This window comes from Pseudomonas sp. S2_B10, from assembly GCF_054668425.1.
Genome location: NZ_CP162768.1, coordinates 4,887,460 through 4,908,666 on the forward strand (window position 1 = coordinate 4,887,460; position 21,207 = coordinate 4,908,666).

Sequence of the window (21,207 nt, forward strand, 5' to 3'; positions counted from 1 at the left end):
CGCTTAGATCCATTTCATATGGGGATCTTGAAAAAAGCTTTTAAAACGGCATGAGGCGTATTGCCAGCTTCTTTGCCGCCCGCTGGCTAGACAACTCGACGACCTGAACCGGTTCACCTGAGGTCCGATGACCGTCCGTCTGAGCGTGTGCGTCAAGCGCTTTGAGCAATGTGGTCATTGCTTGCCAGTCGGCGCAGGGCGAAAGTGAAGTGACAATAAATCAGGTTCGAGGACGTCATGACTGAAGCTTTGATTTTCGATGCGTTACGCACTCCGCGTGGCAGAGGCAAGGCCGATGGCGCGCTGCACAGCGTGAAGCCGGTCAACCTGGTGGCCGGTTTGCTGAGCGCTTTGCAGGCGCGCACCGCGCTGGATACCAGTCAGGTCGATGACGTCGTCCTTGGCTGCGTCACGCCGATCGGCGATCAAGGTTCGGACATCGCCAAGACGGCGGTACAAGTGGCCGACTGGGACGTCAGCGTCGCCGGTGTGCAGATCAACCGTTTCTGCGCTTCGGGTCTGGAAGCGGTGAATCTTGGCGCGATGAAAGTGCGCTCAGGATTCGAGGATCTGGTGGTGGTCGGCGGCGTCGAGTCGATGTCGCGGGTGCCGATGGGCAGCGATGGCGGCGCCTGGGCACTGGACCCGCAGACCAACCTGCACAGCCATTTCACCCCGCAAGGCGTCGGCGCCGATCTGATCGCCACCCTCGAAGGCTTCAGCCGGCAGGATGTCGATGCCTACGCACTGCACTCCCAGCAAAAAGCCGCACGAGCGCTGGCCGACGGCTCGTTCAACAAGTCGCTGGTGCCGGTGCAGGATCAGAACGGCATCATCCTGCTTGACCACGATGAGTTCATCCGCGCCGAGTCTACCCTCGAGGGCCTGGGCAAGCTCAAGCCGAGTTTCGAAATGATCGGGCAAATGGGCTTCGACGCCACGGCGTTGCGGGTCTACAGCCATGTCGAGCGGATCAACCACGTGCACACGCCGGGCAACAGTTCCGGAATTGTCGACGGTGCGGCGCTGATGCTCATCGGCTCCGAAGCCAAGGGCCGCGCGCTGGGGCTGCAGCCACGCGCGCGTATCGTCGCCACGGCCGTCACCAGCACAGATCCGACCATCATGCTCACCGGCCCAGCGCCGGCGACCCGCAAAGCCTTGGCCAAGGCCGGACTGCGCGTGGAGGACATCGATCTGTTCGAGGTCAACGAAGCGTTTGCTTCGGTGGTGTTGAAATTCATCAAGGACATGGCCGTCGACCCGGGCAAGGTCAACGTCAACGGCGGCTCGATCGCCATGGGCCACCCGCTGGGCGCCACCGGTTGCGCGATCCTCGGCACCCTGCTTGATGAACTGGAAGCGCGCAACTTGCGCTACGGCCTGGCGACGCTGTGTGTCGGCGGAGGCATGGGCATTGCCACCATCATCGAACGCCTCTGAGCCCCGACTTCAAGGAACCCTGTTATGAGCGAAGCCATTCGTTACGAAAAAGGCCAGGACGCTATCGTCGTGCTGACCATGGACATGCCGGGCCAGAGCGCCAACACCATGAACGCCGTGTATCGCGAGGCCATGGCCGCCTGCGTTGCTCGTTTGTCAGCGGAGAAGGACAGCATTGCCGGAGTGATCATCACCTCGGCGAAGAAAACCTTTTTTGCCGGCGGCGACCTCAATGAACTGATCAAGGTCGGCAAGCCCGAAGCCAAAGCCTTCTACGACATGGTGCTGACCCTCAAGGCGCAATTGCGCAGCCTGGAAACCCTCGGCAAACCGGTGGTCGCGGCGATCAACGGCGCTGCGCTGGGCGGCGGCTGGGAGATCTGTCTGGCCTGTCACCACCGCATTGCTGTTGATGACGCTTCGGTGCAACTCGGTCTGCCGGAAGTGACCCTGGGCCTGTTGCCGGGCGGCGGCGGGGTGGTGCGCATGGTGCGCATGCTCGGCATCGAAAAAGCCCTGCCGTACTTGCTTGAAGGCAAGAAGGTGCGCCCGCAACAGGCGTTGCAGGCCGGGCTGATTGATGAACTGGCAGCGAATCGCGATGAGCTGCTGGCCAAGGCGCGCGCCTGGATTCTCGCCAATCCGACGGCAGTGCAGCGCTGGGATGTGAAGGGCTATCAGATCCCTGGCGGCACGCCATCGAACCCGAAAGTGGCGCAGATGCTGGCGATTGCGCCGTCGATCCTGCGCGCGAAAACCCAGGGCACCCTGCCGGCGCCGGAGAAGATTCTATGCGCGGCGGTGGAGGGCGCTCAGGTCGGTTTCGACACCGCGCACCTGATCGAAACCCGCTACTTCACCGAGCTGACGACCGGGCAGATTTCGAAAAACCTGATCGGCACGTTCTGGTTCCAGTTGAACGAAATCAACGCCGGCGGTTCCAGGCCGCAAGGTTTTGCGCCCTATAAAACCCGGAAAGTCGGTGTGCTCGGCGCCGGAATGATGGGCGCGGGCATCGCGTTTGTCAGCGCTTCGGCCGGTATCGAAGTCGTCCTCAAGGACATCAATCTCGCTGCTGCCGAGAAAGGTAAGGCGCATTCCGCGGCGCTGCTGGATAAAAAAGTTGCCCGTGGCCAGCTGACTGTCGAACAGCGCGAGGCGGTGCTGGCGCGCATCGTTGCGAGCGAAAGCGATGGCGATCTGGCCGGTTGCGATCTGATCATCGAAGCGGTGTTCGAGGATCGCCAGCTCAAAGCCAAGGTATCTGCCGCCGCGCAACAGGTGGTGGGTGGCGACGCTGTCATCGCCTCCAACACATCGACCCTGCCGATCACCGGCCTGGCGACGGCCGTGCCCGATCAAAGCAAATTCATCGGCCTGCATTTCTTCAGTCCGGTGGAAAAAATGCCGCTGGTGGAAATCATCAAGGGCGCGCAGACCAGCGACGAAACCCTCGCCCGCGGTTTCGATTTCGTCCTGCAAATCAAGAAAACTCCGATCGTGGTCAACGACAGCCGTGGCTTCTTTACTTCGCGGGTGTTCGGCACGTTCACCAACGAAGGCATTGCCATGCTCGGCGAAGGCGTCAGTGCGCCGATGATCGAGACTGAAGCGCGCAAGGCCGGGATGCCGGTCGGGCCTCTGGCGATCTCCGACGAAGTTTCCCTCAGCCTGATGAGCCATATCCGGCAGCAGACGGCCAAGGACTTACAGGCTGAAGGGAAACCGCTGATTGAGCACCCGGCCTTCGCCGTGATTGACTTGATGCTCAATGAATTCAAGCGACCAGGCAAAGCCGCCGGAGGCGGGTTTTATGAATATCCAGCGGCTGCCCAGAAGCATCTTTGGCCGGAGCTGAAAACGCGTTTCGAGAAAGTCGACGGACAGATTCCGGCAAAGGATGTGCGCGATCGTCTGTTGTTTGTGCAGGCCATCGAAACCGTGCGCTGTGTGGAGGAGGGGGTGCTGACCTCGACGGCGGATGCCAACGTCGGGTCGATCTTCGGTATCGGTTTCGCTGCGTGGACCGGCGGTGCGCTGCAGTTCATCAACCAGTATGGCCTGAAGGATTTTGTCGCGCGTGCGCAGTATCTGACCGAGCAATATGGCGAGCGTTTTACGCCGCCAGCGCTGCTACTGGACAAAGCCGCGAAAGGTGAAATGTTCTAGGGCGAGCGAGCATTTCGGGGCTTGCCTTGGCCGGGTGTTTCAGGGCAGGCTCTGGGTGTTCATTATTCCCATCACGTGTCAGGTATTTTTTATGTCGCTGCGCATCTGCATTCTCGAAACCGACATCCTGCGGCCCGAATTGATTGACCAATATCAGGGCTATGGGCACATGTTTCAGCGGCTGTTCTCGCAACAACCGATCGCCGCTGATTTCACTGTCTATAACGTGGTGAAGGGGAATTACCCAAGCGACGACGAGGCTTTCGATGCGTATCTGGTCACTGGCAGCAAGGCAGATTCGTTCGGCACGGATCCGTGGATTCAGACCCTCAAGACCTATCTTCTGAATCGCTACGAACGCGGCGACAAATTGCTCGGCGTGTGTTTCGGTCATCAATTGCTGGCGCTGCTGCTTGGCGGCAAGAGCGAGCGGGCCTCTCAGGGTTGGGGCGTCGGTACTCACAATTACAAGCTGGCAGCCAAGGCGCCGTGGATGAGCCCGGTACGCGAAGAGCTGACACTGCTGATCAGTCACCAGGATCAGGTAACCGAGCTACCGGAAAACGCCACGGTCATCGCGTCCAGCGATTTCTGCCCGTTCGCGGCGTATCACATCAACGATCAAGTGCTGTGCTTCCAGGGTCACCCGGAATTCATTCACGATTACTCGCGCGCGCTGCTCGACCTGCGCCAGGAAGCGCTGGGCTCGCAGATCTACAGCAAGGGGGTTGCGAGCCTAGAGCAGGAACATCATGGCGCTACGGTTGCGGAGTGGATGATGCGGTTCGTGGCGCACAAACCAGAAACGGCTCAACGCTAAAAGGGCCTGCTCCCACAATCCCTGTGGGAGCGAGCCTGCTCGCGAATCTCCGGGGCAACGCGGTCCCGGCTACAGCCACCCGGACCGCTTGAAGCTCGCCCACAAACTCACACACCCCACCGCAATAAACCCCAGCACTGCAAAATAACCGTAGTGCCAGGTCAATTCCGGCATGTTCTGGAAATTCATTCCGTAGATCCCCGCCACCGCTGTCGGGAACGCCAGAATCGCCGCCCACGCTGCAAACTTGCGTTGCACCACGCTCTGCCGTGATGCCTCAAGCAACACGCCAATCTCGATGGTCTGGCTGGCAATGTCCGCCAGCGTGGTCAGGTCTTCCATCTGCCGCGTTACATGAATCTGCACATCGCGAAAGTACGGGCGCATGTTCTTGTCGATGAACGGGAAACTGAGCTTTTGCAGCTCCTCGCCGATCTCCACCATCGGTGCCGCGTACCGACGCAAGCGCACCACATCGCGGCGCAGACCGTGCAGCTTTTGAATGTCGCGCTCGTTGAGGGCGCTACACAAGACGTTGCGCTCCAGCTCATCGATCTCGGCGTGGATCGCTTCGCCCACCGGCTGATAGTTCTCGATGACGAAATCGAGCAGCGCATAGAGGACGAAATCCTCTCCGTGCTCGAGCAACAGCGGACGCGCTTCACAGCGTTGACGCACATAGGCGTACGACGCGGAATGGCCGTTGCGTGCGGTAATGATGTAACCCCTGCCGGCGAAGATATGCGTTTCGATGAATTGCAAAACGCCGTTTTCGCGAACCGGTGAGTAGGTGACGATAAACAGTGCGTCACCAAAGGTTTCCAGTTTTGGTCGGCTGTGTTTTTCCAGCGCGTCTTCGATGGCCAGTTCATGCAAGTTGAACTGACGTTGCAGGTTGGATAATTCCTGTGCGTCCGGTTCTTCCAGGCCGATCCAGACGAAGTGGCCGGGTTTGGCCGCCCAGGCAGCACCTTCGTCCAGCGCAATATTGGTGACTTTCTTACCCTCGCTGTACACCGCAGCAGCAACAACTCGACCCATGGTGGTGATTCACTTCTTCTTGGCAGATGGCAGGGAAACTAGGCTTCAGCTTAGCCGTGTCGCTGCTTGAGAGTCAGTGAAACTTCTACAGTTCACCCGGCAAAAGAAAACCCGCACGGGGCGGGTTTGGTTTCACGCGGCTTGCAGTTGCCGATCCATCGACTCGATGCACTCGCGCATCTGCTCGCGGCATCGCTCGATGAGCATGGGCATGTCGTCCATGGTCATTCCGACTGTAGGAATTGCCGGCAAGGAACGTATGAGAACGTTGCCGCTGCGCCAGCGATTCAGGCGCATGTGTTTGATATAGCTGCTCACGCACACCGGAACGATCGGCACGCCGGCGGCAATTGCCATCTGGAACGCGCCTTTCTTGAACGGCAACAGATCTTCACCGAGGTTGCGGGTGCCTTCCGGAAACACCCAGATCGAGGTGTCTTCGTTCTGCAAGGTGTGGGTCGTCGTCAGCATCGACTGCCGCGCCTTGTGCGCATTGCCACGGTCGATCAACACATTGCCGGCCAGCCAGAACAACTGGCCGAACAACGGCACCCACTTCAGGCTCTTCTTGCCGATACAAACGGTGCGACGAGGGACGACATTGCCGAACACGAACAGATCGTAGTTTGACTGATGGTTGGCGATGATCACGCAACTGTCAGGCTTGTTCATCAAACCGTTGACCTCGGACCTGACCCGCAAACGCAAGATACACATCGCCGGCAAAGCGTAGAGGCGGGCGCACAGTCGACTGTTGTCCGGGTTGAACGGGCGGCACAATCCAAGGATCACGCCGAGCACGCCGGCCAGAATAAAGTGCAGGCCCATCAACAACATACGAAACACAAACAGCATTTTTGCAGGCCCACCGGGACAAAAGGTGGCGCAGTGTACGGATGTGCACTGTTTTCGGCAATTGCCGCTATAGAGTCCGGAGATGGCCGATGTTTAAGCGCATGTTTCAGCGTTGCCTGTCAGGCGCGTCCTAGAGCTTTCAGCGAATCTTCAACGCTGAACGTAAGAAAAAGCCCGACCAAGGTCGGGCTATTCTCTTACCGGCAGATTTTGGACGAGTCAGCCCAGATGTTGCTGATCCTGCAGGATCGCGTCGTCGAGGGTTTCCAGCAGTTGCTTGCGCACTTTGAGCTTGGTGTTCTTGTGCGCCAGCATGTTGATCTTCTTCAACTGACGCGCGGCAGCCAGCGCGGCGCCCTGCAATTCTTCGGCAGTGACGACTTTGTCGAGGAAGCCTGCATCAACGGCACTTTGCGGATCGAACATCTCGCCATTGATTACCGAGCGATGGAAAGCCGAACGCCGCAAGCGGTCGCGTGCCAGCTCAATACCGGCGTGGTGCATGGTCATGCCAATCTGCACTTCGTTCAGGCCGATGCTGTACGGGCCATCGACACCGATGCGGTAATCGGCGGACAACAGCAGGAAAGCGCCCTTGGCCACGGCGTGCCCCGGGCAAGCAACGATCACCGGGAACGGGTGAGAGAGCAGGCGGCGGGCCAGGGTCGAACCGGCCGTCACCAGCGCAACGGCTTCTTTCGGGCCGGCGGTCATCACCTTGAGGTCATAACCACCGGAGAGAATCCCCGGCTGCCCGGTAATGATCACCACGGCGCGATCCGCCACCGCCTGATCCAGCGCCGCATTAAACGCCGCAATCACGTCCGGAGAAATCGCGTTGACCTTGCCATTGTTCAGGGTCAGGGTCGCGATACCGTCTTCGAGGTGGTAGGCAATCAACTCGCTCATGACGCTATTCCTTATTAGAAAGATGGGCAGACGTTACCCACCGCCGCAGGCCAGGTAAAGCGCCGTGACTGACCTGCCAGTCACCGTTTTGCGCTTCGGCCAGCGCTGCGCGCGTGTTGCCTGCTATAAAAGGAAGCGCACGGTTTACCCAAGATTGGCGGGTTTGCCATCGTCCGCTCTGGCTGAACGCAGCGGCCTCTCTTAAGCGCATGAAAATTCTGAAAAAAAGTTTGCCATCGGAAAAGCTTTCGACTACATTAGCGCGCCTCGACAGACAGAACATGTCTGCAGAGATACGGTGAAGTGTCCGAGTGGCTTAAGGAGCACGCCTGGAAAGTGTGTATACAGGAAACTGTATCGAGAGTTCGAATCTCTCCTTCACCGCCACATTCAGTAAACACAAACCCCTGATTTTCCTAGAGAAAGTCGGGGGTTTGTGGTTTTTGGTGTCTGGAAAATGGTCATATGGGACCGTTGGTGCTCGGCATCCATGAAATGTGTTTTGGTGATCATTCTCTCTCCAAAGCTATACAAAACCCTGTCACCCGTCGAAATCTCCTACACGCCTCGTTGACCCCCCGAACCGTCCCGAGTTTACTGTATGCGCATACAGTAAACTCACTATCAGGTTCGTATCATGAGCGTCACCATCCTCGGCCCTTTGTCAGGCGCGGGCGAACAGCTTGCGCTGTATTCGTTTCGGATTCCCGCCGGTTTTCCTTCGCCCGCGGCTGATCACATTGAAAAGCACATCTCTCTGGACGAAGTTTTTGATATTCGTGCGCCGCACGTTTATCTGGCGAAGATCGAAGGCGAGAGCATGCAGGACGCCGGGATATTTTGCGGTGATCTGGTGATTGTTGATCGCAGCCTGAATGCCGAGCACGGCGATATCGTCATCGCCGGTCTCAACTCCGAACCTGTCTGCAAGCGCCTGCACATGCGCGACAACACCATCATTCTTCTTTCGGCCAACAGCAAATACCCGCCTCGCTATGTGATGGAAGGGGATGAGCTGGTTATCTGGGGCGTGGTGACTTACAGCGTGCGCGACCATGGCAAATCGTGAGCAGGTCTTCGCGCTGATCGATTGCAACAGCTTCTATGCCAGCTGTGAGCGAGTGTTCCGGCCCGATCTGGCGAAGACGCCGATTGTCGTGCTGAGCAACAACGATGGCTGCGTGATCGCGCGCAGCTACGATGCCAAACCTTTTGTGAAAATGGGCGCGCCGTATTTTCAGATTCGCGATGATCTTCGCCGTCATGGCATCGAGGTGTTCAGCAGTAATTACGCGTTGTACGGCGACATGAGCGAACGGGTGATGACGATCATCGAGTCCATGGTGCCGGCGGTCGAGGTTTACAGCATTGATGAGGCGTTCGCCGATCTCAGCGGCATTCCTGGGGACCTGACAGGTTTTGGCCGAACCATTCGCTCTGCTGTTTATAAGCGCACCGGCATCCCGGTCGGCGTCGGCATCGCCCCCACGAAAACGCTGGCCAAGCTCGCCAACCACACTGCGAAGCGCCTACAGGCGCACACCGGCGGCGTGGTCGACATCTGCGATCCGTCCAAACGCGACTGGGTGCTGCGCAATACCGATGTCGGTGAAGTGTGGGGCGTCGGACGGCGGATGAAAGCTCATCTGGAAAGCATGCAAATCAGAAGTGCGATGGACCTGGCGAAGGCCGATCCGTGGACACTGCGGCGCAAGTTCAGCGTGGTGATCGAGAAGACCGCGCGCGAACTGGGTGGCACATCCTGTCTGGAACTGTCGGAAACAGAACCGCCGAAGCAGGAAATCTGCAGCAGCCGCATGTTCGGCAACCGTTTGACTACCATCGAGCCGATCAAGGAAGCCGTTGCTACTTATGTGCATCGAGCGGCGGAAAAGCTGCGTGCGCAGAGTTCGCTGTGCAAAAAGATCCGCGTGAGTATCCGCACCGGCATGTTCAATCCGGAAGAGGCGAAGTACGCCAATGGCGCGCTGATCGAGTTGCCTTATCCGACCAATGATGTGCGATTGCTGAGCAAGGTGGCGAGCGAGGCGGTTGATCGATTGTTCCGGCCGGGCTTCAAGTACAGCAAGGCTGAAGTGTTATTGATGGATCTTCGGCAGCCCGGAGAGTTTACCGAAGACTTGTTTGCCCAGTCGCAACCGCAGACGGCGGAGAAGGTGATGGGGGTGCTGGACCAGATCAATCAGCGCTGGGGGCATGGAACGTTGCGAGCGGGGAGTGTGCCGGCGGATCCGGCCTGGGGCATGCGGCGGGAGATGATGAGTTCGAGTTTTACGACGAAGCTGGATCAATTGTGGGTCGTTAAATCCAATTGAGGCACGGGCCAGATCTGGTGCCGCGCTACAATCGCCGCCTTCACTTTTGCAGTAAAAGGACGACTTTCATGATCATTCCACCACTCATTCCGTCGAGGGGCGGCAGATCACTGCCTATCTGGACATCGTCAGCGCCGAGTCTGTGCAGGGCGTCAACGTGATCCGCGATATGTTCGCCGGCATGCGCGACTTCTTTGGCGGGCGGTCGCAGACGTTGGAGCGGGCTCTTAAAAAAGCACGCATTCAGGCCACCGACGAACTGAAAGATCGAGCGCGGGCATTGCAGGCTGATGCTGTGGTTGGCGTGGATTTTGAGATCAGCATGCCGGCAGGCAAGGGCGGCATGGTCGTGGTGTTCGTCACCGGAACTGCGGTGAAGCTGCGCTGATTATTGTGTTCAAGGCAAAGCCCACTCGCACAACGAGTGGGCTTTTTCGCGTCAATCAGCCTTGTGGCTTGAGCAACACAGCGCCTCTTGAGTCATAGGTCAGCGGTGTATCGATGGCAACGAGGGGCGGTGTCCCGTCAGGCTGCGCCGATGGTGCGGGCTCGCTGGGATGGTAGACGACGCCCAGTTGCAGAAGCGGTTTGTCTGGGTATTTGATGGTGATTTCACCCGAGGCGATCTTTTCCTTGAGTTTTTCCGCACCGGCCTTGCCGGCAGCGATCTGCTCGTCCGTGAGTTTTACGACTGGCATGTTCGGGAATCCATTGATCTGCATGATCTCTCCTTGAGATTCATTGGTAGGAGTAAGGGCAGCGGCCGTTCGATGGAAATCTTTAGCGAATGATCGTTCACGACGCTTTTTTCCATTCGTCGGTGATCAGTCTTTCTGAACGGCAAGTCCAGTAGTGACCAGCTAGTCTCAAAAGCGCTGAGGGGCGATATTTTCCAGGCAAAACTGTTTTGTCGGTGTCGACCCGGTTGCGTAGGGGAGAGTCTATGTCAGGTCCATTTATCGAAGATGATGGCGCTGAGTTTTCATTCAACAACTGTGTGCGCTGCGGTCAGTCGGAGTATCAGTCGGGGTTTGGCGAGGATCCGGTCAGCATCGGCAAAATCAAATCCACGGCCCCAAAAGGGCCGAAAGCGAAATTCCTGCCCAAGGTCACGGCAAGGACCAGAAAGTGATTTCATCCTGCACCCCGTCATTGAACGGGGTTTTTTATGTGCGCAGGAATAGGGGTTTGAAATCCCTGACGGGCATTGACATTAATGTCGGTTTTTTTTCACAAACTTTTCACGTTGGCCAACGTAGTGTGAAGCCATCCGTTAGAAAGCAAGTCTCCAGCCCGTCTCCCCAGCGGGCTTTTTTTTGCCCGGCATAAAACCTTTTCCACGATTGCGGTCCAATCGACGCTGCCGCCCGCGTCTGGACTTTCCTGCGCCGAGCGCATTAAATCCCGCTCCTTCTCGTCATCCCGTTTATTTGAGGTTTTCGTCATGCGTTTAACACTGCCTGCTCTGGTTCTTGGCCTTCTGGTTGCTCAAGGTGCGATGGCTGCCGGTGATGGCACCGCGGCGCTGGGCGGTGGCCTGGGTGGCGCGCTGGGTAACGTGGTCGGTCAGAAAATGGGCGGCAGCACCGGTGCCGCCATTGGCGCTGGCGTCGCGGGCGCAGCAGGCAGTGCCGTCGCCGCACGCAAGGGCAGCCGCACCAAAGCGGCGATCGGCGGCGGTGTCGGTGCAGCCGGCGGTTCGGTGATCGGCAACAGCCTGGGCGGCCGCAACGGCGCCACCATCGGTGCAGGTCTGGGCGGCGCGGCCGGCGGCGCAGTCGGCAGCAACCTGGGCAAAGGTCACAGGCGCCACTGAGACTGATGGCCTGTCAGAAAAAGCCCGACTCGATGTCGGGCTTTTTCATGGCTGAACGTTTCGTCCGAAATCATCTCCAATCTGCATACGCCCCGCTTGGGCGGACTGTCCCGATTCGGGAACTGCGAGGTTCATATGCGATTGTCATTATCTGCACTGTTTTTTGGCTTGGTCGTGGCGCAGGGCGCGATGGCGGCCGGAGACGGCACCGCTGCCGTAGGCGGTGGTCTCGGCGGTGCGCTGGGTAATGTGGTTGGCGGACAACTTGGCGGCAGTACGGGCGCAGCGGTCGGCGCAGGTGTTGGCGGCGCGGCCGGCAGTGCCGTCGGCGCGAACAAACGCAACCGCACCGAAGCCGCGATTGGCGGCGGTCTTGGCGCAGCAGGCGGCTCGGTCGTCGGCAACAGCCTCGGCGGCTCCACCGGCTCCGCCATTGGCGCAGGCCTGGGCGGCGCAGCAGGCGGCGCGGTAGGTAACAATCTTGGCGACGACGACGGCGGATCTCATTCCGGCGGCCACAAGCACAAGAACAAACACAAAAATAAACATCGCTGATTGATCAACGAAAACCCGGCCTGGCGCCGGGTTTTTCGTGTCTGGCCGTCAGGCAGAGGAACGATTGGCGATAGGGCTTTTCGAAAGTGATACATCCCACACGCTCAAGAGGTGCGCCATGACTCCCGAAACCGAAGGCAAAGAAGAGAAGGGCCCGAGTGGATTGCCGTTTATCAATGATCCGGGGAATGAAGATCCCGGCTCGCTGATGGATGATGCGACGGTGCCGTTGAATGATGCGGATGAGGCGGATATGGAGTATGAGGAGGATGGGGATGAGCAGTGAGAGTGTTCTTGGTGAATGGAGATTTTGAATATTGGTTTAAAGGGCCTGAGTCCACAGGCCCTCTTTGTGGTCGTGTTTAGGTCGTTTCTTTCGAGTCGGCCCAGATATATAGATTACTTATGGCTGAAATTTTTTTGATTTTTTTTAGATTGATGTATTCGGCGAATTCTTTTTCGATAGTTTCTTCGTTGCAATACTTTCTATGCTTAGATGGTCGTTCACAAGCAAAGTTGTATAAGCGCCAAGTGTCGAATCCATTGATTTCACCATTAGGTCCATAGTCAAAATCTACGGTTCCTGTCGATAGATTGATGCGGCAGCCAATGCCGTGCAATTCATATTTAACGCCTCGAGTGACTCTCCCGCATCGCTTGATCGCCTTGGTATACCAGAGCTTTCGAATATCTCGAGTGCCAAATTTTCTTTCAAGTATCAACGTGCTGGAATCTACCATGGAGATAAAATCATTTATCAGGGTCTCCAGATTTTCACTTTGATCACTCATCTTCTTCTCCGGTGCTCCAATCTGTCGAAGCCTACATTATTTGCTGACTCTAATATATCTTCAATGCTTCTTAGAGATCCTTCGTACGCTTTCAGATTTGTTATGAGTTTAATCGTCACATTGGTCGAAGTTTGTCGTGCAGCTGCTGCGCGGTGGTGTCCATCCAGAATATATAAACTGCCGTTATGTTCTAGAACGTCAATGGGGCGTACTGAATTGAATCCGTCACGCATTTTGTCCTTATACCCATCTACTGTCCTAGTTGAGGTCTTACCCGCGATTGCATGTACTCGTTTCAGAGTGTTTGGATCTATATTGTGAGCAATGGCCGGTAGGTCCGGCTCCCCCTCATCAACCTTAACCCTATCACTCGCCCCCGGCACCTCACACCCAGGCTTCTTCGGCGGTGGGCAATTGGACGTCAACCCCAACGGATCCACCCACCCCGTCGGATTCGGCACGTACTGGTACTGATTCAACCCACCCGCCAGCTTCACCGGGTCCGGCGTCAAATACCGTCCAAGCCTTGGGTCGTAATACCGATGCCGGTTGTAATGCAATCCGCTTTCAACATCGAAATACTGCCCCTGAAAGCGCAGCGGTTGGTCGAGGTAGTCTTCGCCGGCGAGGGTGACGGCGGCGACTTTGCCGTAGGCGTCGTATTGCGCGGACCAGACGATTTCGCCGCTGTAGTCGGTGAGTTCCTGCGGAGTACCGAGGTGGTCGAGTTGGTAGTAGAACGGGCAGGCTTTTTTCGGGCCTTTGCCGTCGAGCATCGCCAGTGGGCGGAAGGTGCCGGGTTCGTAGAGGAAGCTGCGGTATTGCGTGGCGCTGCTTTCGGCGACGAGGTGTTCGCCTTGCCAGAAGAATTCGGTGACGGCGCCGTCGATTGTTTTGCGGATGCGCCGGCCGAAGGCGTCGTAGTGATAAGTGGCGGTCTGGCCGTCGGGGCGGGTCAGGCCGATCAGGCGGTGCTGGCAGTCGTAGCGGTATTCGGTGACCAGGGTCTGGCCGTGGCCACGGCGTTCGCGGATCAGGTTGCCGAAGGCGTCGTAGTCGTAATGACGGTCGCCCTGCATCAGCAGGCGATTGCCCTTGATCTGCGCAGGGCCGGGACGATCCTGCATCAGCAGGTTGCCGGCCGGGTCGTGGGCGAAGGATTCGGGCAGTTCGTCGCGTGAGTGACGTACGCGGATCAACCGGTCGAGGGCGTCGTAGCCATAAGTGCGCTGGCCGTGGCGGCTGTCGGCAATGTGCTCGAGATTGCCGTTGGCGCTGTAGGCATAATCGCGGCGGTACAGCGAAGCGTGGCGATGACCTACAGCGTGGGCAAGCAAGCGGCCCTGATCGTCGTAAGAATATTCGCTGAGCAGCAAACCTTGCTGGCGTTGCTGTTCGCGACCGGACTGGTAGACGTGGCGCGTGAGCGGCGTGCCATTAAGGTCGATGGCCGACAGCGCACCGCCCTTGGCGTAGTGGTAATCGAGCTTGCTGTTGTCCGGCAGGCGCAGGCGCTTGAGCTGACCGCAGGCGTCATAGGCGTAGCGCAAGGTGCCCCAGCCCTGATGCTCGGTGATCAGCCGGTCCTGACGGTCGTACTCGAAGGCCAGCGGATGGTTTTGCCCGTCCTCGACACCGATCAACCGACCGAGGCGATCGTAGTCGTAGCGGACTTTGAGCCCATCGGGCAGGGTTTTGACCAGCAAACGCCCGGCCTTGTCGCGCTCATAGTGGGTGACCAGACTGGGGCCGAAATCACCAAACTCGGTCTTCTCCAGCAAATGACCATTAAGGTCGTAGGCATAAGCCGTGCGCCGCCCATCAAACCCGGTTTCCTGTCGGATCAATCCGGTCGGCGTGTAATCCAGTCGGTATTTTTCCCCTGACTCGTTTTCAATTTCGGTCAGCAGCAACCGCGCATGGTCGTAGCGGTACTGCACGCGGGTGCCGTCAGGGTTGATCCGCCGCGAGACCAGATGCAGGTCGTCGTCATATTCGTAGCGGGTGATGCGCCCGAGCTCGTCGCGCTCAGCGGTGATCTGGCCGTAGGCGCCGTAGCTGTAGGCGCGCGTGCTTCCCGTAGGAGAAGTCGTCAGGATCAGTCGGCCGGCCGCGTCCCACTGCTGACGACTGACGACACCAAATTCGTCCTGGGTGGTAATCCGCCGTCCCAGCGCATCGTAGGAAAAGCGCCGCACGCCGCCATCGGGCAGGGTTTCTTCGATGAGCTGGCCGAGCTCGTTCCACACCCAGCGGTGGCGGCTGCTGTCCGGATAGCGCAGCGACAGCAATTGGCCGCGCAGGTTGTAGTAGTAATGGGTGACCTGGCCGTCGGGATCGACCGCTTCAGTGACGGCGCCTTCGGCATTGCGCCGGTAGATCCACACCGCATCACCACGGCAACGCTTGTAGAGAAAGCCGTTGCGGTACTCGTAGGACGTTGGTGCATCGTCCGGCGGAATCAGCGCGATCAGCCGTCCGAGTTCGTCATAGCGGTATTCGGTAACCGCGCCCAACGCATCCTGCTCGGCGATCAAGCGCCCCTGCTCGTCATAGGCCTTGAGCTGCTCGCCGCCATCGGCCGCGACCTGCCGCACCAGCCGTGCGCGCTCGTCGTGGACGTAGACTTCTTCGGTACCGTCGACGTAATGCACGGTCACGCTGGCGTCATCATCGTTCCAGACGTAACGGGTGTTCATCTGCGAGAACGACGCCCAGTGCCTCACGCAGCGGGCGGCTTTGCCCTCGCGCTGCCACTCCCAGAAGAAGCTCGCACCGCCGGTCAACTGGCGCTGGAGGATGACGTGGTGGTCGTCGTAGTCGTAGCGTTCGCTGTCGCCGACCGCGTTGGTCGCGGTCAGCAGGCGTTGCCGGGCATCGAAGCTGTAGGTGGCGAGGGTTTGCTCGGTGGTCCACTCGCCTTGGACGAACACCTGATAATCGATCGCCACCAGTTGCGCGCGGTCATAACGCAACAGCAGGGCGCGGCCGGCGCCGTTGTCCAGACGCTGAATGCGGTCGGAGCGATCGCGTTGCAGGGTCAGACGATTGCCGTAGACGTCGCTGATCGCCGTCAGCCGGCCGGCGCGAAAGTGATAAAAGCGCGCGCTGTCGCCGGCCAAAACCAGAATCAGTTCTTCCGGCTCATCGCCGAGAAAGATCGCCGCCCGCGACAGGCTGTTGTGAATCGCTGGGCGCGCGACGTTGGGCAGGGGAAAACGAGTGCGGCGGTTTTCGTGGTCGATCCAGATCACGCCATCGCCGTCGAAGGACAGGCGATGGGCCAGCGTGTGGCTCCAGCCAAAACCCAGGCCGATGTCGATCTCGACCGCGCTGCTGCGGTACAAGCGGGTGAACTCGAAGGGCAGCACGCCATCGAGCACCGCGTCGGTCAGGGTCAGCAGTTCCTCGCCGGTGACCATCGACACCGGACAGCCGTTTTTGCAGGTATTGGGGACGCAGTCGGCGGCATCGCCGTTGGGGTTTTTCGCTTGATCGGGGACGTCGTCGTGGGGCTCGTGGCGCTCAAGGCGCGCCATGCCCTGGGATTTTTCCCGCGCGAGCGGCGCCGGATTCGGCACGCGGAGCACCACCGCGTCGGCCTGACGAATGTTCAGCGGAATCGATGGCGTCGGCTTCAGCTCCACTTCGCGCGCATGGAACATCAGCGGCTTCAGCGTGCTCGCGTGCTGTTTGAGTTCCGGTGTCGAAGTCAGCTCAGCCAGACGCAAGGCTGAGGCGGCCAGCCACTCCCGCGCCCTTGGCGACTTGATCTTCGCCAAGACCTTGCCGCTCAAACGCAGCGATACGCCGGCACCGCCCGCCACGCGCATCAACAGGAAGCTGATCAGCAACTCGGTGCGAACTTCGGCCACCACCTCGGCGAGGTATTGCGGCGGCAGCATTTTTAGCCAACTGGTGAACGCGGCCAGATGAATGAACAACAACGGCTCGTCGCTGAGCATCAACAAGGCGTTGGCGATCGCTTCGTTTGAAGCGGCAAGCAGCGCCTCGAGTTCGACTTCGCTCAGGTATTCGAGGAGCTTTGCGCTGTGCTCCTGCAGATCGGCAAGTAGGGCGAACAGCTGTTGAATGTCATCCCAGACGCCATTCAGGGCTTTTTCCAGGCCGCGCCAATCGGCCCGCTGCAACTGCCCGTAACGATCAAGAAAACCGGCGCTGGAAAACTCCGTCCACTGCGGCTGGAAGCCTGTCCATTCGCTGCGCAGCCAGCCTTCAAGGCCGGCAATGACCCCTTCATATGAGGCATACAGGGCGCGGACATGGGCGGAGGAAACGTTGGGAAAGAAGGTGACGCGATAGCGCTGGCCGCGCATGCAATCGGTCACCTCGAGGATCCCGCTCGGGCCAATGGTGTAGCGCTTTGGTTCGCCGAAGGTCAGCACGCCGTCGACGTCGCTGAGCAGCGGTTCGAGGGTCACCGGGGTGTCGCCGATCGGCACGAAGCGCGCTGCTTCAAACAGATGCACCAGGGTCAGCGGTCCGCTGGCCGAACACATGACCACCGATGAACTGACAGGTGCGCGCGAAGTGATCGGCGCGCTCAGTTGTACGTCATTGCCAACCTTGAACACCTGCTCGATGTCCAGCGCCGTCCCGGTCCAGAACTGCTCGGCCCAGGCGTCGTAGTTGTTCAGGCACAGGCGGAACTCGTCGATCAGCGCTTCAAAATCTGGCTGCTTCGGATTCAGGGCGGCCACCACCAGCAGTCCGATGCTGTTGTTCAGGGCCAGGAGCTGATCGGGTTGAAACATTCGCAGTCGCTCGCGCATATGAAGAAACGGGAGCGCGGACTTTGCGGGGGATCAAAAAGGAAAGAAGTCGGGGAAGTAGGCAGTGTCTGTAGGAGTTTTCGCTAAATGCGAAAGGGCGTCGATGGCATTGCCCGTTGCTCAATGTCCATCGGCCTCGCTATGCTGCTGAACCCATTAATCAGATCCGCGTTGCGGCACGCTGCCTGTCGCCCGGGATGTCTTTGTTAACGGATCCGATGATGAATGCACCGCTGAAGACGTTCGGCCCGATCAAGGCCGTGATTTTCGATATGGACGGTTTGCTGCTCGACACCGAGGGCATTTACACCGAGGTCACCTCGCTGATTGCCGGGCGCTACGGGAAAACCTTCGACTGGAGCGTCAAACAAAACATCATTGGTCGCGGTGCCAATGATCTGGCCAATTACGTGGTGCAGGCGCTGGAACTACCGATCAGCCCGGAAGAATTCCTGCAGATTCGCGAGCCGCTGATGCGCGAGCGTTTTCCCAAGGCGCAGGCGATGCCGGGGGCCGAAGCGCTGGTGCGTCACCTCAAGGCGCACAACATCCCGATCGCAGTCGGCACCAGTTCGTCGCGCCAGTCGTTCGGACAGAAAACCACCTTGCACCGTGAGTGGTTTGCGCTGTTCGATTTCATCGTCACGGCGGACGATCCGGAAGTCGGCGCGGCCAAACCGGCGCCGGATATTTTCCTCACCGCTGCCAGGCGTCTGGGCGTCGCGCCCGGGGATTGTCTGGTGTTCGAGGATTCGCCGTTCGGCGTCACCGCCGCGAAAGCGGCAGGCATGACCGCAATCGCCATCCCCGACGCAGCGATGGCTGATGAGAAATATGCTCACGCTGACGGCATTATTCGTTCGCTGAAAGACTTCAGGCCCAGCGCCTTTGGCTTACCGATGCTGGAGCTGGCTTGACCGTCCGCACAAAAACGCCGTCCTTCCTGTAAAAAAGGGCGGCGTTTTTTCTTGCCGGTCTGTCAGGCGCCGAAACCACCGTCGATGGTCAGGCTGGCACCGGTGATGTAACCGGCTTCCGGCCCGGCCAGGTAGGCGACGAAGCTGGCGATTTCATCGGCGGTGCCGTAACGACCGACGGCCATCAGCGGGATCAGGCTGTCGGCGAATTCGCCATGGGCCGGGTTCATGTCGGTGTCGACCGGGCCAGGTTGCACGTTGTTGATGGTGATGCCGCGAGGGCCGAGGTCGCGGGCTAGGCCTTTGGTCAGGCCGACCAGTGCCGATTTGCTCATCGCGTAGACACCGCCACCGCCGAAGGGCATGCGGTCGGCGTTGGTGCTGCCGATGTTGATGATCCGCGAGCCTTCGCCCATGTGTTTCGCCGCTTCCTGCGAAGCGATGAACACGCTGCGCACGTTGATGGCCAGGGTCTGATCGAAGTCTTCGAGTTTGAAGTCTTCCAGCGGCGCGATGGCCAGTACGCCGGCGTTGTTGACCAGAATGTCCAGGCGTCCAAACGCTTCGACGGTGGCGCTGACGGCGTGGCGAATCGCGCTGGCGTCGGCGCTGTCAGCCTTGATCGCCAAGGCTTTACCGCCGTTGCCGGTGATGCTGTTCTGCAGTTCTTCAGCTTTGGCGGCGGAGCTGACGTAGGTGAAAGCGACAGCGGCGCCTTCAGCGGCCAGACGTTTGACGATGGCTGCGCCGATGCCGCGCGAACCGCCTTGAATCAGAGCGACCTTGCCGCTGAGGTGTTGAGTGGTCATGTTCGATCTCCAAGTGTTCAAGGCGGAATGCCTTGGTGTTGGTGCCGAGTATCGGCCTGGCATCGACAACCGGGTAGACCATGATTGCTATAGTCTGTGTAAACCAGAAGTTTATAGTGGCGATCATGGAAACGTTCAGCAGTATCGAATGCTTTGTGCGCAGCGCCGAAGTCGGCAGCTTTGCCGAAGCCGCGCGACGCTTGAGCCTGACCCCGGCGGCGGTCGGCAAAAGCGTGGCGAAACTGGAGGCGCGGCTTGGCGTGCGGCTGTTCCAGCGTAGTACCCGCAGCCTGACCCTGACCGAAGCGGGGCAGCTGTTTTTGAGTGAAGTCAGCGCCAGCCTGACCACCATCCAGAATGCCGTAGCCAATCTGGCCAGTGCCGGCGGGCAACCGGCCGGCACGCTGAAAGTCAGCATGGGCACGGTGTTCGGTCGTCTGTATATCGTGCCGCTGCTCGGTGAGTTCTTGCGGCGCTATCCGGCGATCAACCCGGACTGGCATTTCGATAACCGCCAGGTCGACCTGATCGGGCAGGGCTTCGACGCGGCGATTGGCGGCGGCTTTGAACTGCCACAAGGCGTGGTTGCGCGCAGGCTGACACCGGCGCATCGGGTGTTGGTGGCATCGGAGGACTATCTGCAAAAACATGCGCCGATCAGCCATCCCGATGACCTCAGGCAACACGACGGCATTCTGATTCGCTCACCGCAGACCGGGCGCGTGCGTTCCTGGCAACTGACTCACCGCGATCAGCAACACAGTCCGCTGACATTGCGGGCGCGGATGACCATGAGTGATTCCGAGGCGGCGTGCGCGACGGCGATGCAAGGTTTGGGCATTGCGCTGGTGAGCATGCCGTTTGCGGTGCCGTATCTTCAGGCAGGGACGTTACAGCGAGTGCTGCCGGACTGGTTTGTCGATGACGGCAACATTTCGATCTATTACGCCGAGCACAAATTGTTGCCGGGCAAGACCCGGGCGTTTGTGGATTTCGTGATTGAACAGTTTGTTGAGCAGGGACTGGGGCGGCGGTTTAGTGCTATCTGAGCCAGGCATCAAACCGAGTTGCGGCTATCGCGGGCAAGCCCGCTCCCACAAGTTTTGAGTTGTTCACACATCTTGCAAACAACACAAAACCCTGTGGGAGCGGGCTTGCCCGCGATGAACGATAACTCGGTTTATCGAGCAAAGCGCTCCGCCCAGCCAACAATATTCTTCGGTCGTGGCGTGGCATAAGTGCGAACCTTCGACGTCGACAACTTCAAACGCACCAGCGACTCGGCAATCGTCACCGCCGCTGTCACGCCATCCACCACCGGCACGCCGGTGCGCCGGCGGATCTGCTCGTCCAGCCCGGCCATGCCGCCGCAGCCCAGGCAAATCACCTCTGCCTTGTCCTGGGTCACCGCCAGTTCGGCCTGCTGCACGATCGCTTCCAGTGCGCGCTGCGGTTCATGTTCCAGCTCCAGAACTGCCAGACCACTGGCGCGCACCGAGGCACAGCGATCCCACAGGCCGGACAATTTCAGCCGATCCTCGATCAGCGGCACGGTGCGATCCAGCGTGGTCACCACCGAGTAGGCATGGCCGAGAAACATCGCGGTGCTGGCCGCCGCGTCAGTGATATCTACCACTGGCACGTTGAGCAGTTCCTGCAAACCTTCGCGGCCATGTTCGCCGTAGCCGGCCTGGATCACCGCATCGAAGGGTTGATCGTAAGACATCACTCGATCCATCACGGCGATGGCGGCCAGGTAGCTTTCGAAATTGCCTTCAATCGATTCGGCGCCGAAGTACGGCGTCAGGCCGACGATTTCGGTGCCGGGCGAAGCGACGGCCTGCGCCGAGCGGGCGATGGCGTCGGTGATGGATTCGGTGGTGTTGACGTTGACCACGAGAATACGCATGGAAAATCCTTATTGCGGGCAGTGGTGCGGCCCGAAACCGGGCC

Annotated in this window: 20 protein-coding genes and 1 tRNA gene; 13 read left to right on the forward strand and 8 right to left on the reverse strand. The window is 59.2% G+C overall.

What is annotated here, in order from left to right; translation table 11 throughout:
• The first annotated feature begins 237 nt into the window (after nt 1–237).
• The 3 genes from AB4O45_RS21900 (at nt 238) to AB4O45_RS21910 (ending at nt 4,432) form a co-directional block, all read left to right on the forward strand.
• Entirely contained in the window at nt 238–1,443 is a 1,206-nt protein-coding gene (locus AB4O45_RS21900; RefSeq protein WP_056784072.1) for an acetyl-CoA C-acetyltransferase, read from the forward strand.
• Nucleotides 1,444–1,467: 24 nt separating this feature from the next.
• Nucleotides 1,468–3,612, forward strand: a complete 2,145-nt coding sequence (locus AB4O45_RS21905) for a 3-hydroxyacyl-CoA dehydrogenase NAD-binding domain-containing protein (RefSeq protein ID WP_460160526.1) — start codon at nt 1,468–1,470, stop codon at nt 3,610–3,612.
• Between the two features lie 91 nt (nt 3,613–3,703).
• Nucleotides 3,704–4,432 (forward strand): amidotransferase, encoded by a 729-nt coding sequence (locus AB4O45_RS21910; RefSeq protein WP_252877749.1) that lies wholly within the window; start codon nt 3,704–3,706, stop codon nt 4,430–4,432.
• Nucleotides 4,433–4,501: 69 nt separating this feature from the next.
• Here the strand turns inward: AB4O45_RS21910 and AB4O45_RS21915 are convergent, their stop codons facing one another.
• The 3 genes from AB4O45_RS21915 to AB4O45_RS21925 all read right to left on the reverse strand — a co-directional run bounded on the left by AB4O45_RS21915 (nt 4,502) and on the right by AB4O45_RS21925 (nt 7,237).
• A complete protein-coding gene (locus AB4O45_RS21915) occupies nt 4,502–5,473 on the reverse strand; it encodes a magnesium and cobalt transport protein CorA (protein WP_056784082.1) in 972 nt (323 codons plus the stop codon).
• Between the two features lie 132 nt (nt 5,474–5,605).
• Complete coding sequence (locus tag AB4O45_RS21920) at nt 5,606–6,328, reverse strand: 1-acylglycerol-3-phosphate O-acyltransferase (RefSeq protein ID WP_252869066.1); 723 nt, start codon at nt 6,326–6,328, stop codon at nt 5,606–5,608.
• 219 nt (nt 6,329–6,547) lie between these two features.
• A complete protein-coding gene (locus AB4O45_RS21925) occupies nt 6,548–7,237 on the reverse strand; it encodes a crotonase/enoyl-CoA hydratase family protein (RefSeq protein ID WP_252877751.1) in 690 nt (229 codons plus the stop codon).
• A gap of 297 nt (nt 7,238–7,534) precedes the next feature.
• Here AB4O45_RS21925 and AB4O45_RS21930 point away from each other — a divergent pair.
• The 4 genes from AB4O45_RS21930 to AB4O45_RS21945 all read left to right on the forward strand — a co-directional run bounded on the left by AB4O45_RS21930 (nt 7,535) and on the right by AB4O45_RS21945 (nt 9,961).
• Nucleotides 7,535–7,624: transfer RNA gene (locus AB4O45_RS21930), tRNA-Ser, on the forward strand.
• Between the two features lie 250 nt (nt 7,625–7,874).
• Nucleotides 7,875–8,306 carry a LexA family protein gene (locus AB4O45_RS21935; RefSeq protein ID WP_041479371.1) on the forward strand — a complete coding sequence of 144 codons (432 nt, stop codon included), beginning with the start codon at nt 7,875–7,877 and terminating at the stop codon, nt 8,304–8,306.
• Nucleotides 8,293–9,573, forward strand: coding sequence for a Y-family DNA polymerase (locus AB4O45_RS21940; RefSeq protein ID WP_460160527.1), 1,281 nt, complete (start codon nt 8,293–8,295; stop codon nt 9,571–9,573). Before AB4O45_RS21935 ends, AB4O45_RS21940 begins: the two co-directional genes overlap by 14 nt.
• 106 nt (nt 9,574–9,679) lie before the next feature.
• A complete protein-coding gene (locus AB4O45_RS21945) occupies nt 9,680–9,961 on the forward strand; it encodes a YbjQ family protein (RefSeq protein WP_460161515.1) in 282 nt (93 codons plus the stop codon).
• Between the two features lie 55 nt (nt 9,962–10,016).
• Here AB4O45_RS21945 and AB4O45_RS21950 read toward each other — a convergent pair whose 3' ends face one another.
• Nucleotides 10,017–10,295: a hypothetical protein gene (locus tag AB4O45_RS21950; RefSeq protein ID WP_460160528.1), complete on the reverse strand. Its 279-nt coding sequence runs from the start codon at nt 10,293–10,295 to the stop codon at nt 10,017–10,019.
• 221 nt (nt 10,296–10,516) lie between these two features.
• Between AB4O45_RS21950 and AB4O45_RS21955 the strand changes: the two genes are divergently transcribed.
• From AB4O45_RS21955 to AB4O45_RS21970, 4 genes are all read left to right on the forward strand, one after another.
• A complete protein-coding gene (locus AB4O45_RS21955) occupies nt 10,517–10,705 on the forward strand; it encodes a hypothetical protein (RefSeq protein ID WP_024012286.1) in 189 nt (62 codons plus the stop codon).
• Nucleotides 10,706–11,017: 312 nt separating this feature from the next.
• Entirely contained in the window at nt 11,018–11,389 is a 372-nt protein-coding gene (locus tag AB4O45_RS21960; protein ID WP_252869068.1) for a bacteriocin, read from the forward strand.
• A gap of 135 nt (nt 11,390–11,524) precedes the next feature.
• Nucleotides 11,525–11,944: a YMGG-like glycine zipper-containing protein gene (locus AB4O45_RS21965; protein WP_024012287.1), complete on the forward strand. Its 420-nt coding sequence runs from the start codon at nt 11,525–11,527 to the stop codon at nt 11,942–11,944.
• A gap of 118 nt (nt 11,945–12,062) precedes the next feature.
• Nucleotides 12,063–12,230: a hypothetical protein gene (locus tag AB4O45_RS21970; protein ID WP_016773805.1), complete on the forward strand. Its 168-nt coding sequence runs from the start codon at nt 12,063–12,065 to the stop codon at nt 12,228–12,230.
• Nucleotides 12,231–12,306: 76 nt separating this feature from the next.
• On the opposite strand, the gene AB4O45_RS21975 is transcribed toward AB4O45_RS21970, so the two are convergent.
• A complete protein-coding gene (locus AB4O45_RS21975) occupies nt 12,307–12,735 on the reverse strand; it encodes a DUF6896 domain-containing protein (protein ID WP_056784098.1) in 429 nt (142 codons plus the stop codon).
• Nucleotides 12,732–17,510, reverse strand: a complete 4,779-nt coding sequence (locus AB4O45_RS21980) for an RHS repeat-associated core domain-containing protein (RefSeq protein WP_460160529.1) — start codon at nt 17,508–17,510, stop codon at nt 12,732–12,734. Before AB4O45_RS21980 ends, AB4O45_RS21975 begins: the two co-directional genes overlap by 4 nt.
• A gap of 239 nt (nt 17,511–17,749) precedes the next feature.
• On the opposite strand from AB4O45_RS21980, the gene AB4O45_RS21985 reads away from it, so the two are divergent.
• Nucleotides 17,750–18,445: an HAD-IA family hydrolase gene (locus AB4O45_RS21985; RefSeq protein WP_252887598.1), complete on the forward strand. Its 696-nt coding sequence runs from the start codon at nt 17,750–17,752 to the stop codon at nt 18,443–18,445.
• Nucleotides 18,446–18,507: 62 nt separating this feature from the next.
• On the opposite strand, the gene AB4O45_RS21990 is transcribed toward AB4O45_RS21985, so the two are convergent.
• Nucleotides 18,508–19,254 (reverse strand): 3-oxoacyl-ACP reductase family protein, encoded by a 747-nt coding sequence (locus AB4O45_RS21990; RefSeq protein ID WP_056784118.1) that lies wholly within the window; start codon nt 19,252–19,254, stop codon nt 18,508–18,510.
• 125 nt (nt 19,255–19,379) lie between these two features.
• On the opposite strand from AB4O45_RS21990, the gene AB4O45_RS21995 reads away from it, so the two are divergent.
• Nucleotides 19,380–20,303, forward strand: coding sequence for a LysR family transcriptional regulator (locus AB4O45_RS21995; protein WP_460160530.1), 924 nt, complete (start codon nt 19,380–19,382; stop codon nt 20,301–20,303).
• 131 nt (nt 20,304–20,434) lie between these two features.
• On the opposite strand, the gene AB4O45_RS22000 is transcribed toward AB4O45_RS21995, so the two are convergent.
• The gene (locus AB4O45_RS22000) at nt 20,435–21,163 is read right to left on the reverse strand and encodes an aspartate/glutamate racemase family protein (protein ID WP_041479158.1); all 729 of its coding nucleotides are present in this window, start codon (nt 21,161–21,163) and stop codon (nt 20,435–20,437) included.
• Nucleotides 21,164–21,207: the final 44 nt, after the last annotated feature.